Source organism: Teichococcus vastitatis (genome assembly GCF_003604215.1).
Classification (GTDB): domain Bacteria; phylum Pseudomonadota; class Alphaproteobacteria; order Acetobacterales; family Acetobacteraceae; genus Pseudoroseomonas; species Pseudoroseomonas vastitatis.
In genome coordinates, this window is sequence record NZ_QXGS01000032.1 from 1 (window position 1) to 13,304 (window position 13,304).

The 13,304-nt window shown below is 69.1% G+C and carries 11 protein-coding genes; all 11 read left to right on the forward strand.

What is annotated here, in order from left to right:
* The first annotated feature begins 449 nt into the window (after positions 1-449).
* The 11 genes from D2K64_RS19355 (at position 450) to D2K64_RS19405 (ending at position 13,301) form a co-directional block, all read left to right on the forward strand.
* Positions 450-791 (forward strand): DUF6525 family protein, encoded by a 342-nt coding sequence (locus D2K64_RS19355; RefSeq protein ID WP_120010030.1) that lies wholly within the window; start codon positions 450-452, stop codon positions 789-791.
* Between the two features lie 155 nt (positions 792-946).
* Positions 947-1,993, forward strand: coding sequence for an ABC transporter substrate-binding protein (locus tag D2K64_RS19360; RefSeq protein ID WP_120010031.1), 1,047 nt, complete (start codon positions 947-949; stop codon positions 1,991-1,993).
* Positions 1,993-3,033, forward strand: coding sequence for a FecCD family ABC transporter permease (locus D2K64_RS19365; protein ID WP_120010032.1), 1,041 nt, complete (start codon positions 1,993-1,995; stop codon positions 3,031-3,033). Before D2K64_RS19360 ends, D2K64_RS19365 begins: the two co-directional genes overlap by 1 nt.
* Complete coding sequence (locus D2K64_RS19370; protein ID WP_120010055.1) at positions 3,030-3,803, forward strand: ABC transporter ATP-binding protein; 774 nt, start codon at positions 3,030-3,032, stop codon at positions 3,801-3,803. Before D2K64_RS19365 ends, D2K64_RS19370 begins: the two co-directional genes overlap by 4 nt.
* A 338-nt stretch (positions 3,804-4,141) precedes the next feature.
* The gene (locus D2K64_RS19375; protein ID WP_202910757.1) at positions 4,142-4,969 is read left to right on the forward strand and encodes an ATP-binding cassette domain-containing protein; all 828 of its coding nucleotides are present in this window, start codon (positions 4,142-4,144) and stop codon (positions 4,967-4,969) included.
* A complete protein-coding gene (locus D2K64_RS19380) occupies positions 4,970-5,803 on the forward strand; it encodes an ABC transporter ATP-binding protein (protein WP_120010034.1) in 834 nt (277 codons plus the stop codon). It begins immediately after the preceding gene.
* A 70-nt stretch (positions 5,804-5,873) separates the two neighbouring features.
* Entirely contained in the window at positions 5,874-7,388 is a 1,515-nt protein-coding gene (locus D2K64_RS19385) for an ABC transporter substrate-binding protein (protein WP_120010035.1), read from the forward strand.
* A 13-nt stretch (positions 7,389-7,401) separates the two neighbouring features.
* Positions 7,402-9,192, forward strand: a complete 1,791-nt coding sequence (locus D2K64_RS19390; protein ID WP_120010036.1) for an ABC transporter permease subunit — start codon at positions 7,402-7,404, stop codon at positions 9,190-9,192.
* Between the two features lie 239 nt (positions 9,193-9,431).
* The gene (locus D2K64_RS19395; protein ID WP_238384305.1) at positions 9,432-10,499 is read left to right on the forward strand and encodes a YncE family protein; all 1,068 of its coding nucleotides are present in this window, start codon (positions 9,432-9,434) and stop codon (positions 10,497-10,499) included.
* A 16-nt stretch (positions 10,500-10,515) separates the two neighbouring features.
* A complete protein-coding gene (locus D2K64_RS19400; protein ID WP_370765149.1) occupies positions 10,516-11,685 on the forward strand; it encodes an isochorismate synthase in 1,170 nt (389 codons plus the stop codon).
* Complete coding sequence (locus D2K64_RS19405) at positions 11,682-13,301, forward strand: (2,3-dihydroxybenzoyl)adenylate synthase (RefSeq protein ID WP_120010039.1); 1,620 nt, start codon at positions 11,682-11,684, stop codon at positions 13,299-13,301. Before D2K64_RS19400 ends, D2K64_RS19405 begins: the two co-directional genes overlap by 4 nt.
* The last annotated feature ends 3 nt before the right edge of the window (positions 13,302-13,304 follow it).

Genomic DNA, 13,304 nt, shown 5'->3' on the forward strand with positions numbered 1-13,304 from the left:
CACGCCAGCCTCAGCCAAACCAACATCACCGCCTGATCCACAACACCCATCCCTACAACAAGAAAAAAACAGCAATCACCGACCGCTCACCCTCGAACAGCCTTGGACGGTCCGGGCAAAGGTAAAGGTTCGATCCCTTTCGCACTGCTGCGCTGCGGATGCCGGGGGATGCCGTGGAAGGCCTCCGACGGGGAGCGTATCTCCAGCTCTCCGGGCCGCTGCGTGGCCGTGAATGAGGAGGATCTTGGCAGTCTCAACGTTATGTTATAACGTACCTACATGTCATATGATGTTTCCCTGGTTCGGGTTTCCCCTGTCCACACATGTGCCGGCCATGCGTTGCCGACGTTCCAGCAGAGGCTCCGACGGCCTCAAGCGATGGCGGCCACTATCAAGGCAGGGGCCCTCCGCAGCCTGGCAACCAAGTCTCGCCAGCCCGTGCCATCCCGATGAACAGGGCAACCTCCGCGAATGACACGACCTTTCGCCAAGATCAGTGGCACAGGTGGCCGGGCGACGAGTGGGCTTGCTTCGATGCGCTTCCGCCATCCGTGCGGCGCCGGCTGCAGCAACACGCCTACGATCCCTGGGCTGTCAACGCCATGAAGCTGTGGCGCCTGTTTCGCCGGCAGACGGGAAGCAGTCAGCGGGCCGAGCGTCGCCTGCTCCGCCATCTTGATCATTGTGAAGCGCTGGAACGCGCGATTTTCGCGGCACGCTATGCCGAAACCTATGGACAGCAGCTTCCGCACATGGCCGCAGGCGTGGCGATTCTGCGGGACGGCGCGTGACCTCCAGCAGCAATGGCAGCCGGGCCGAGGCCCGGCCGTCTGCGGTTCCCGGCCCACCGGCAGCGTGGAGGGGCAGCGATTTCGTGCGACGCATCAACCGACAGAGAGCAGCGATGAGATGTCTCAGCAACTCGCTGAAAGGAGGCTGCGGGCTGATGTTTCTTCCAGCCGGGGCGCTGTCCGGCCGAACCGGACGATTTCTGTCGATCGCCGGCTTGGTCGGCCTGATGCTGTCGCCCGTGCAAGCCGCCGAACCCACTAATTACCCCCTCACCCTTCGAAACTGCGGCCGGGAGGTGACCTTTGCCCGTCCTCCGCAGCGCACCGTATCCATCGGGCAGGGCACGACCGAGATCCTGCTGTCCCTGGGGCTGACCGATCACATAGCCGGCACGGCCGTATGGGTCGGCCGCGTGCTGCCGCAATTTGCTGTGGAGAACAGGCGCATCCCCCGGCTGGCCGACAACGATCCCAGTTTTGAATCGGTGGTGGGGCAGGCTCCCGATCTGGTTGCCGCACAGCTCGAGTGGCACGTGGGTTCCCATGGACGCGTGGGGCGCCGGGAACAATTCGCCGACCTTGGCATACCCACCTACGTGTCTCCGGCCGATTGCACGGCAAAGGACAACACGGGCACCGGCGACGGAGCCCGGCGTCAACCCTTCGGCATGGAACTGATCTACCAGGAGATCCGTGAACTGGCCGCGATCTTCGACGTGGCCGCCCGGGGCGAGGCCTTGGTTTCGCAGCTGGTGGAGCGCGAAGCGAAAGCGGTTGCCGCGGTCGCAGCCATCAAGGCGGACGGATTGCCGGCCCTCTTCTGGTTTTCCAGTCGTGAGGTCAAGGGGGATGCTTTTGTGGCCGGCCGCAACGGCGGTGCGGCCTACATCATGAGGCGCCTCGGATTGCGCAACGTCATCGAAACTGATGAAGAATGGCCAACTATCGCGTGGGAAACCCTGGTTGCCACCGACCCGGCGCTCCTGGTGCTCGGATCCATGGAGCGCAGGCGCTTCCCCGCGGATGACGTGGCGGTGAAGCGCCGCTTCCTGGAAACCGATCCGGTGGCGAGCCAGATGCGGGCCGTGCGGCAGCAGCGCGTCATCGCTCTGGATGCGCAATCCATGAACCCGACCATCCGGACCATCGACGGCATCGAAGCCGTCGCACGGGGCATCACTGCGCTGGCGATGCCCAGGTGATGGATCCGGCGGCCCGGATCGGCAGCAGGCAGGCGGCAGGCTTCAATCTCATCGGGGTGGCGGCCATCGTCCTGCTACTCGGCATCACCGTCGCCGTTTCGGTCGGAGAGATGTCGATCCCGATCGGCACGTCCCTGCAGGTGATGAGCAATCGCCTGCTGGGAACCGGCTACGAGGTCGGCCGCATACAGGACGGCATCATCTGGGAATATCGGCTGAGCCGCGCCCTGTTTGCCGCGGTTCTGGGGGCTGGGCTGGCGGTCACCGGCGCAGTGCTCCAGACTCTGCTGCGCAATCCCCTGGCGGAGCCCTATGTGCTGGGACTCTCCGCCGGCGCATCCAGCGGCGCTGTCGCCATTGCGATCCTGGGCCTGGGTGCGGGAGCGATATCCCTCTCGGGCGGCGCTTTTATCGGCGCATTGCTCGCCCTGGCGGTGGTGGCGGCCCTGGCTTCTGCTTCGGGCGGCAGCGCGGAGCGGGTGATCCTGGCGGGCATCGTCGTTTCCCAGTTGTTCAACGCTGTCACCTCTTACATCGTCGCCACGGCGGCGAATGCCGAGCAGGCTCGGGGCGTGATGTTCTGGCTGCTCGGCAATCTGAGCGGGGTGCGGTGGACCGACCTCGCGCTGGCGGCCCCCGTCGTGCTGGTGGCATGCGGAATGTGTCTTCTCCATGCGCGGGCGCTGGATGCCTTCGCGTTCGGTCCGGACGCCGCGATGGCCCTGGGTATCCGGATTGCCCGGGTGCGGGCCGTGCTGTTCGGCTGCACCGCGGCGATGGTGGCGGTTCTCGTCAGCATCACCGGCACGGTCGGCTTCATCGGCCTGGTGGTGCCGCACGCGGCCCGCTTCCTCGCCGGTCCCGGCCATGCCCGCCTGCTGCCGGCCACGATCATGCTGGGTGCGATCCTGACCGTCGTGGCCGACATCCTGTCGCGCATCCTGGTTCCCCAGCAGACCCTTCCGATCGGCGTGGTGACGGCGTTGTTCGGTGCCCCCGCCTTCGCCGCCATCCTGTGCCGGGCCCGGCGCGCGTCGTGACGATTGCCGCGCGCAACGTAGGCTGGTCCGCCGGCGGCAGAATGGTGCTGGACGGGGTGACGCTGGAAGCGGCGCCGGGGCAGGTGTTGGGGCTGATCGGGCCGAACGGATCCGGCAAGTCCAGTCTGCTGCGGCTGCTGGCCGGGCTGCGCCGCGTTGCCAGTGGAGTGGTCACGCTGGACGGGCGGAACATCGATCGCTGTCCGCGCGGCGCGCTGGCCCGCCGTGTCGCCATGGTGGAGCAGCAGGCGGCGACCGAGGCGCCCGTCACCGTGCTCGACGTGGTGCGGCTCGGCCGGGTTCCGCATCGCGGCCTGTTCTCCTCCTGGAATGCCCCGGACGGGGCGCTGGTGGATCAGGTGCTGTGCCATGTCGGCCTTCACGCGCTGCGTCACCGCCTCTGGCATACCCTGTCGGGGGGCGAGCGCCAGCGCGCGCAGATCGCCCGCGCCTTGGCGCAGCATCCTCAGGAATTGCTGCTCGACGAGCCCACCAATCACCTCGATGTGCAGCATCAGCTGGAGATCCTTGCCCTGATCCGGCGCCTGCCGGTCACCACCGTCGTGGCCCTGCACGACCTCAATCTGGCGGCCATGTTCTGCGACAATCTTGTTCTTCTGCAGAATGGCCGGGTCCGCACCGCGGGAGCCCCGGCGGACGTGCTGACGCGGCAGAGGCTTCTGGAGGTCTTCGGCGTGTCCGCCCACCTTGGGATCTCGCCGCATCATGGCAGGCTCCACATCCAGTTTCTTCCCCCGCAGCCTCGATGACGTTGGGCAAGCCGGAGCGGGTCGGGGTCTGCCATCGGAACAAGGCCGCCGGATGCCCCTCGCAGCACTGCCCGCGATGATGGCCCGGCTTGTCCGCTGGCAGCCGGAGCCCGGCGTCCATGGTCGTGGCGTGGCACTCCGGATGGGCTCAGCCCGGGGAAGCAGCGCTTCGGCGAAGATGCTGCACCGGCAGAGCCGTCGCGTAGGCGGCGTTCCGCGCTGCTCCTGACAGCATCATCGGCCGATCAGGTGCTTATCACCCTGGTTCTGTTAGGTTATAACATCCCCTCCGTCCGGCAACGCGGTGGTGTCGGGCAGACATGCGAGGGCAGTTCAACTTGAAGTCGCGTTCCGGTCCGGTTCTCTCCGTGCGCGGCCTCAGTCTCGACGCCGGGCAGCGGCAGATTGTCCACGATCTCAGCTTCGCGGTGGGCCGGGGCGAGCGGGTCTGCCTGCTCGGCGAGTCCGGGTCGGGCAAGTCCCTGACCGCCGGCGCCGTCCTCGGCCTGCTTCCCGCGAACATCAATCTGAAAGGAAGCATCGCGGTCGCCGGCCATGAAGTCAGCCGCCTGCCCGCCCCGCTTCGGCCCGCTTCGGCTCGCGTGGCGATGGTGTTTCAGGATTCCTATTCCGCCCTGAACCCGCTCGTATCAATCGGATCGCAGCTGCAGGAGCCGTTGCGCCGCCGCCAGGGTCTCGGCGCGATGGACGCCCGGATCAGGGCGGTCGAACTGCTGGCCGCCATGGGCCTGCCCAATCCCGAGGACATGCTGCGGCGGTGCCCGCCCGAGATCTCCGGCGGGCAGAGGCAGCGGGCCTGCATCGCGCTGGCGCTCGCCTGCAAGACCTCGCTGCTGGTGGCCGACGAGCCCACCACCGCACTCGACGTGGTCACCCAGGCTCAGGTGTTGCGGGCACTGAAGGCCGGCACGGAGGAACCTGATGCGCCCGGCCTGCTCTTCATCACGCATGATCTGGGCGCCGCTGCGCAACTCTGCGACCGGGCGATCATCATCAAGGACGGCGCCATCGTGGAAGCGGGCGACCTGGCCGCCGTGCTGGCGGCGCCCCGCCACGATTATACCCGTCGGCTGATCGCCGCCGCGCAGGCCGGCAGCATCGACCGCGCATCGCCCTCCGCATATTCCGCCGCAGGGACCGCCTGAATGTCCGGCGCCTCGCCCCTGAACAATGATGGCTCCTTTCTGTCAGTGCGCGGCCTGAGCCTGAGCTACGACCTGCCCGGCCGGACCTTCTGGCGGCCGGCGGAGCGCAGGCCCGCCATTCGGGACGTGACCCTCAGCCTGCAACCTGGTGAGCGGGTCGGGCTGGTCGGCATGTCGGGTTCCGGCAAAACCACGCTTCTCCGCTCGCTACTGGCCATGGAACTGCCGGACAGCGGCGAGATCACCTGCCAGTGCAAGCCCGTGCGGCCAGCCTCGGTGCCGCTGATGCGCTGGTACCGGCGGGCCGTGCAATACATTCCGCAGGACCCGGCGGCTTCGCTGGACCCGCGCATGACCGTGCAGGCGCTGGTCGCCGAGCCGCTGCTCCGGCTGCATGTCGATTGCGATCACGTCCAGCGCGCGCAGGAGGCGCTGGAGCAGGTCGGGCTCGACCGCCGGCTGCTGACGCGGCGGCCGGGGGAGTTGTCCGGCGGGCAGGCCCAGCGCGTCGCCATCGCCCGTGCCATCGCGACGCGCCCATCCTACCTGCTGGCGGACGAGCCGGTCAGCGGCCTCGACCTGCCGATCCGCGCACAGGTCGTGGCCATGTTGCGCAGCCTGTCGGAAGCCACTGGCACCGGATTGCTGATCGTTTCGCACGACCTTTCGGTGGTTTCGAGCCTCTGCCAGCGCACCCTGGTGATGGACGAGGGCAGCATCGTCGAGGATCGCCCCACCGCGTCCCTGCTGCGCAGCCCCCGCCACCCCCGCACCAGGGACCTGATCGCGGCCATTCTCCCCTTGTCGGTCCCGGTGGTGACCGCCCCGCTCTGAGGAGCCGCTCTCCGCATGCGGCCCCGGATGTTCCACCAAGCCCTGCCCCAACAACCGAAGGAGCGCGTCGATGACCGCAAGCCGTCCCCTCATGTTCGCCGCGCTGGGCGGAATCGCCACGCTGTTCCTGCCCCTGCTCCCTGGAACTGGAAGCGCCGGAGCCGTGGAAGCCAGCGCCGACAGGCGGATCCGCCTTGCCATGCTGCAGCCGCCGCGCTCGGGCCTCAGCCCGCTCTCCGATGACGCCTTCAAGCTGTCGCGCTGGAGCACGGCCGAGACCTTGATCCGCCTCGATGCCGCCGGCGATCCGCAGCCCTTTCTGGCGACCGGCTGGCAGCGGATCGACCCGCGGAGCTGGCGTTTCGTGATCCGCCAGGGGGTGTTGTTCCATGACGGCACGCCCTTGATGGCTGCCCAGGTGGTGAACGCCCTGACCACCGCGACGCGCGCGGCGCCGAAGCCGCGAATCCTGGACGGCGTCACCATGACAGTGCAAGCCGATGGCGACGACGCCGTGATCGTCCGGACGGAAAAGGACGATCCGCTGTTGCCGAACCGCCTGTCCAGTCCGCAGCTCGCCATTCTGGCGGCCAGGGCCTACCGCTCCGACGGCCGGGTCAACCCGATCCAGGCCGGCACCGGACCTTTCGTGCTGCGCGAGATCAACGGCGTCACCAGCGCGCGCCTTGACCGCTTCGACGGCTATTGGGGCGAGAAGGCGCGGATCGCCGGGATCGACGCCGACTACGTCTCGGACGGCACGGCCCGCGCGGCCTCCCTGCGCACCGGCGTCGCCGACGTGGTGGAGGCCGTTCCCGTGTCGCAGGCCGCCCTAGTGGATCCTGCGCTGGTGCATGAAGTGCCGATGCCGCGCACCAACACGCTCTACCTGAACACCAAGCGCGGACCGATGGCCGACCCGGCGCTGCGTGCGGCGGCGCGGGACGCCATTGCCCGCGCGCCGATCGTCCGCACGGTTTATGAAGGACGGGCCGACATCGCGCGCGGCCTGCTTGGCCCCGCGCTGCCCTGGGCCGAAGGCTTGCGCAAGCCGGTCGCGAATCCCACCCCTGCCGGTAAGCCGGACGGTGCGGCGATCACCCTGGCGACCTTCACTGATCGCGCGGAGCTTCCCGAGGTCGCCGTGCTGGTGGAACAGCAACTGATCCGCGCCGGCTTCAAGGTGCGGCAGGAGGTGCGGCAATACGCGCATATCGAGGCCGATGCGCTGGCCGGGCGGTTCGACGTCTTCATCCTGTCGCGCGCCACGGTGCTCGATTCAGGTGACCCGGTGGCGTACATGTTCAGCGACTTCTCCTGCATTGGCTCCTTCAACATCGCGCAGCTCTGCGATCCGCAGGTCGATCAGGCACTGACCCGGGCCGCCGCGGCGCCGGCTGGACCGGAACGCCGCCAAGCCATCATCGACGCCGAGGCCGCCATCCTGGCAACCGGCGCCGCCATCCCGATGCTGCACGAGCGGGTGATCCAGGGCGAGACAGCCCATGTTTTCGGTGCGGAAAGGGACCCACGGGAACGCGCCCTGATCACCGAGCGCACCGTGCTGCGCCCTGCCGCGCGCTGAGACGACAAGGGCGATGAAACGCCGCCGGGGACGCATCGATCCCTTCCTGCCCACCTTGTCGCGCGGCGTCACCCTTCTCGGCGTGCTTGTCCTGGTCGGGCTCCTGCCCTGGCTGTCGGGCCGGGATCCCGCCCTGAGCATCCTGCGCGCCCGCTCCGGCGACCAGGAGGCCACGCCGGAAGCGCTGGCGTCGATCCGGGCGCAGCTCGGCCTCGATGCCGGACCGTTCGAGAAGCTCCGGCTCTGGTTCGGCGGGCTGCTGCAGGGCGACGCCGGCACGTCCTGGATCTCGGGGGCTCCGGTGCTGCCCGGCATGCTGCAGGCCGCGCAGGTGTCGCTGACACTGATGGCCTGTGCCTTCGGCGTCGCGGCCGCGATCACGGCGTTGCTGTGCCTGCCGACGATCCGCCGCGGGCTGCAGGGGCGGCCGACCCGGTCCGGCGGCGCCCTCGGGGCGGCGCTGACCGCCTTGCCCGATTTCCTGCTGGCCTCGGTTCTGCTCGTGGTGTTCGCCGTCTGGCTGCGCTGGCTTCCCCCCTATGGGTGGCGCGGCATGGAATACGCCCTGTTGCCGGCGCTGGCGCTCGGTCTGCCGGCGGGCGGGTTGCTGGGCCGGCTGTTCGCGGACGGGCTGTCCGCCACCTTCAGTGAGCGATGGGTCGCGACCTGGAGCGTTGCCGGATTTTCCCGCCTCAGGATCGTCGGCGCCGTTCTGCGGCGCACCCTGCCCAGCTTAATGCCGCAGGTCGGCATGGTGATGGTGGGCATGACCGGCGGCGCCATCGCGGTGGAGCAGGTCTTCTCCATACCCGGCATCGGGCGGGCCACGCTCGGCGCGGCGTCCGCGCAGGACCTGCCGGCCCTGCAGACCGGCATCCTGATCCTGCTGCTCAACGCGGTGTTCCTGGGCGCCCTGGCCAACATCGTCCGCGCCGTGCTGCTGGGTCGTGCGTTGCGGCTCGGAAGCCTGCCGGTCCCGGCCACTGCCTACCGCCGGTCGAGGTGGGGCTGGGTTGTTCCGGTGACCGCCGCGACGCTGCTGGTGCTGCTGGTGGTGGCCGGATGGCCCCGCGATCCGTTCGGGTCCGAATTCCTGCGGCTGCAGCCGCCGAGCCTGGACCTGCCGCTCGGCGCCGACGGCACCGGGCGGGACGTGCTGGCCCGGGTGGCGCATGGTGCGCTGTCCACGATCGGCATGGCGCTGGCGGTGGTGATGGCGGCCCTTTGCCTGGGCCTGCTGATCGGACTGGCCCCGCGCGCCGCGGCCGGGCCCATCGAAATCACCAAGGCGACCCCGCCCGTGATCGCCGGCCTCGTCGCGTCCGCCGTGTTGGGGCCAAGCGCCGGCGGCGCCATCGTCGCGGTCGCCGCCGTGGCCTGGGCACCGCTGGCGGCCCACACCGCAGCCCTGGTGACGGAGGTCAAGGCGCAGCCGCATGTGCGGATCACGCCGATCCTGGGCGTGGGGCGCTTCCGGCTGATGAGCCGCTACGTGCTTCCGGCGGTGATCGGGCCGGTGTTCCGGCACGCCATGCTTCGGCTGCCCGGCATCGCCCTGGCGCTGGCGGCGCTCGGCTTCCTGGGCCTCGGGCCGCGCCCGCCAGCACCGGAATGGGGACTCGTGCTGGCCGAAGGCATTCCCTATGTCGAGCGCGCCCCCTGGGCGGTGCTGATCCCCAGTCTGGCGCTGGCGCTGCTCTCCGTGCTCGCCGTCTCGCTGGCCAGCCTGCCGACCGGTCTGCCGGAATCGCGGCACAACGAGCAGCCCGCGAACGGCGTGTTGCCGGGAGCTCCATCCGCCTAGGCGGACCCGGCCTGTCTGCCATCAAGCCGGAACCATCCGGCGAAACGACGCTGCGGCAGCCGCGACTTGACTTCCGCGCCCTCGATCCTAGAATTGATATTGCGAATGATTCGCAATGTTGGCAGGTCGTCCAAGCGGCGCTTGGCTGGCAGGGCTTGCCGGGCGCCATGTGGCCGGCCGGATTCCCTGCCGCCCCTCGCTTCCCGGTCCCGGCCGACAACCCGCGAGAAGGACACGACGTGGCTCAGATCTCGGAACGCATGGTTCTCTCCCGTCGCCATGGGCTCGGCCTGGCGGCGACGCTGGCCTTCGCGGGATGGTTGCGCCCTGCCCTGGCCGCAGCGGCGGTGCAGCACAAGGTGAAGCTGGCGCCGGGTGGGTTGTATGAGCTGGTGGCGAGCCGCACGACGGGATTGCTGCACGTTGCCGCCGCAGGTTCGCGCGGCGGCAATGAGGCCGTGATCCTGGCCCTTGATCCGCGCACGCTGGACGTGAAGGGCAGGCTCGCGCTGCCGCAGCCGGCCTTTGGCCTCGCCGTCAATGACAGCACCGGCACGCTCTACACCACCAATACGCGGTCCGGCAGCGTCTCGGCGATCGACCTGAGGACCGGGCGCACCGTCGCGACCATCGCGCGTGACGAGGACGCGCATGTGCGCCAGGTGTTGGTGGATGAGGAGGCGAACAAGGCCTATGTCTCCGTCTATGGCTACCGGGAGAAACCCAGCGCCATCTGGGTCATCGACGGCGCGCGCAACGAAGTCGCCGCCGTGTTCGATAAGGGTCTGGATGAAGGCCTGACCGGCCTGGCGCTGGACCGCACGGGCAACCGCGCCTTCGCCACGCGGCTCAAGACCAACGACGTGCTCACAGTCGATCTCGCGGACGGCGCGGTGAAGCGCAGCTTCGCCTCGGGTGGCGAGGGCCCCGTCAACGCCGCCTATGATGCGGCCAGGAATCGATTGTTCGTCGCCAACCAGAAATCCGGCACCCTGACGGTGCTGGACGCGGAGTCCGGCACGGTGGTGAAGTCCATCGCCACGGGAGCGGGAGCCCTCGGCGTCACGTTGCATCCCGGCAATGGCACGATCCTGGTGGCGAACCGCGGCGCGGGCACGGTCAGCATCGTCGACGGCACCACCCTGGTCGTGCGGAACAGCCTGGCGACCGGATCCCATCCGAACACCGTGGCCGTGGACCCTGCCACCGGCATCGCTTACGTTACCAACAAGGCGCCCAGTGCTGGCCGGGGCCAGCCGCCGGTCGACGATCCCAACGGTGACACCGTCTGCATGATCCGCTTCTGAGCGGAGCATGACGGCGGTGAGCATCGTAGCGGATGGAACCCGGGCGCGGCAGGCCTCGGCCCAGGGGCAAACGACCGTTGTTCTCCAGGGCGCCGCTGGCACGCTGCTGGGCGAAGGTCTTCGCGCCGTGCTGCCGGCGGGCCCTGCGGACACGCTGGGCGCGCGCGTGGCGGCTTTCTTCGCCGGGGCTGATGCCGGTGCCGTGCTGGCCGGCGCCCTCCCCTTCGAGCCGACGCAGGCGGATTACCTGGTGCAGCCACGGGCGACGCGGCGGCGAAGGGATGCCGCGCCGCCGGGCCCGCCCCCGGCGCTGCGATGGCGCCTCCGGCATGAGCCGGACGCCGCGGGCTACGCCGCCTCGGTCCGCCGCGCGCTGGACGTCATGGCCGCGGGCGCAGGCCGGCCGGAGGAGTTGAGCAAGATCGTGCTGTCGCGCAGCCTGGTCGCCGCCGCCGATGCGCCGATCGACCCGCTGGCCCTGCTCGCCCGCCTCGCAACAGATCCCGCCATCACCGGCTTCCTGGTTCCGCTGCCACCGCGCGGGGGCGCGCCGCGCGTTCTGGTTGGCGCGACGCCGGAGCTGCTGGTGGCCAAGCAGGGCCTGCGCGTGCTCTCGCACCCGCTCGCCGGTTCGGCGCGGCGACACTCCGAGCCCGCGGCCGATCGCGCCGCCGCCGACGGTCTTCTCCGCTCCGAGAAAGACCGGCGGGAGCATGCCATCGTCGCCGACTTCATCCTCGACACGCTGGCCCCCCATTGCCGGCGCCTCTCGGCGCCGCAGGGCATGATGCCGGTGGGCACGCGAAGCATGTGGCATCTTGGCACCCGCATCGAGGGCGAGTTGAAGGACGGATCGATCAACGCAGCCGGACTGGCCGCCCTGCTGCATCCCACCCCGGCCATCTGCGGGCTGCCACGGAACATGGCGGCGCGGCTGATCCGCGAGATTGAGCCCTATGCGCGCGATTTCTACGCCGGCGCCGTGGGCTGGTGCGATGCGGCGGGCGATGGCGCCTGGTATGTCTCCATCCGCTGCGCCGAGGTCGCCGGACACACCGCGCGGCTTTATGCGGGCGCAGGCATTGTTCCGGGCTCCGACCCATGGGCGGAAGCGGATGAGACGGCTGCCAAGTACGGCGCCCTTCTCCAGGCCCTGGGCATCGAGATGCAGGAGCAGCGTCCGTGATCCCGCTGCGCCAGGCTTGGCCCGAGGATGTCGCACGGCGCTATCGCGAGAAGGGCTACTGGACCGGAGAAACCTTTTCGGGCTTCCTGCGCAGGAAGGCGGTTGAGCGGCCGGATGCCGAGGCCATCATCGACCGGGAGCGGCGCTGGACGTATGCCGAGCTGCTCGCCCGCGCCGAGGCCGCGGCCGCGGGCTTTCTGCGGGCCGGCCTGCGGCCGGGCGACCGGGTGGTGGTTCAGTTGCCCAACATCGCAGAGTTCTTCGCGGCGGTGTTCGGCCTGTTCCGCGCCGGCATGGTTCCGCTCTATGCGCTGCCGGCACACCGCATCACCGAGATCGCGCATTTCGCCCGGACGTCGGAGGCCGTCGGCTACGTCATCGCCGAACGGCATGACGGGTTCGACTATTGTCAGCAGGCACGCGCATTGCGGGCCGAGGTGCCAGCTGTCCGCCACGTGGTGGTCGCCTCCGGTGATGCGGAGGAGTTCATCCTGCTGGCCACGGAACAGCACGGCGAAGCCGTGCTGCCGCCAGACGCCACTCCGTCGGACGTCGCCTTTATCCAGATCTCCGGCGGCAGCACCGGCTTGTCCAAGCTGATATCACGCACGCATGACGATTACCTTTACTCCTGCCGGGCCAGCAACGAGATCTGCGGCGTGACGGAGAACAGCGTCTTTCTGGTGGCGCTGCCAGCGGCGCATAATTTCCCGATGTCCTCGCCGGGCCATATCGGCGCGTTGCATGCCGGCGCGAAAGTGGTGCTTAGCCCTTCCCCCAGCCCCGATGTGGCCTTCCCGCTGATCGAGCGGGAAAAGGTCACCATCACCGGGCTGGTGCCGCCCTTGGCCTTGTTGTGGATGCAGGCGGCCCCGGGACGGGGGGAGGATCTGTCCAGTCTGGACGTGCTGCTGGTCGGCGGGGCCAAATTCGCGGAAGAGGCCGCGCGCCGCGTGCGGCCGGTTCTGGGCTGCCAGCTGCAGCAGGTGTTCGGCATGGCGGAAGGCCTGGTGAACTACACGCGCCAGGACGATCCGGAGGAGATCATCGTCTCGACCCAGGGGCGCCCGATCAGTCCGGATGACGAGGTGCTGGTGCTCGACGATGGGGGAAACCCTGTTCCTGAGGGGCAGCCTGGCCATCTGCTGACACGCGGTCCCTACACCATCCGGAACTATCACAACGACGATGCCGCCAATGCCCGGTCCTTCACCGAGGATGGCTTCTACCGCACGGGCGACATCGTCCGCCGGCTGCCGGGCGGTTACCTCGAAGTCCGGGGCCGGGCGGGCGACCACATCAACCGGGCCGGCGAGAAGATCTCGGCCGAGGAGGTCGAGAACCACCTCCTCGCGCATCCCGGTGTGTTCGACGCCGCCATCGTGTCCATCCCTGATCCCTATCTCGGCGAGCGGTCCTGCGCCTTCGTTATCGCCCAGGGAGAAAAGACAAGGGCTGCGGTGCTGAAGCACTGGATGCGGCAGCGCGGCATCGCCGAGTTCAAGGTGCCGGATCAGATCGTGTTCGTGGAAGCGTTCGCCACCACCGCCGCGGGCAAGATCAGCCGGAAGGAGCTGCGCGCGCGCCTGCGCGACCAGTTCCTGCAACAACGCTAAACA

Excerpts from the sequence above, each read along its gene's own strand:
- D2K64_RS19355 (WP_120010030.1), top strand. The coding sequence starts at position 450 with ATGAACAGGGCAACCTCCGCGAATGACACGACCTTTCGCCAAGATCAG.
- D2K64_RS19360 (WP_120010031.1), top strand. The coding sequence starts at position 947 with ATGTTTCTTCCAGCCGGGGCGCTGTCCGGCCGAACCGGACGATTTCTG.
- D2K64_RS19365 (WP_120010032.1), top strand. The coding sequence starts at position 1,993 with ATGGATCCGGCGGCCCGGATCGGCAGCAGGCAGGCGGCAGGCTTCAAT.
- D2K64_RS19380 (WP_120010034.1), top strand. The coding sequence starts at position 4,970 with ATGTCCGGCGCCTCGCCCCTGAACAATGATGGCTCCTTTCTGTCAGTG.
- D2K64_RS19385 (WP_120010035.1), top strand. The coding sequence starts at position 5,874 with ATGACCGCAAGCCGTCCCCTCATGTTCGCCGCGCTGGGCGGAATCGCC.
- D2K64_RS19390 (WP_120010036.1), top strand. The coding sequence starts at position 7,402 with ATGAAACGCCGCCGGGGACGCATCGATCCCTTCCTGCCCACCTTGTCG.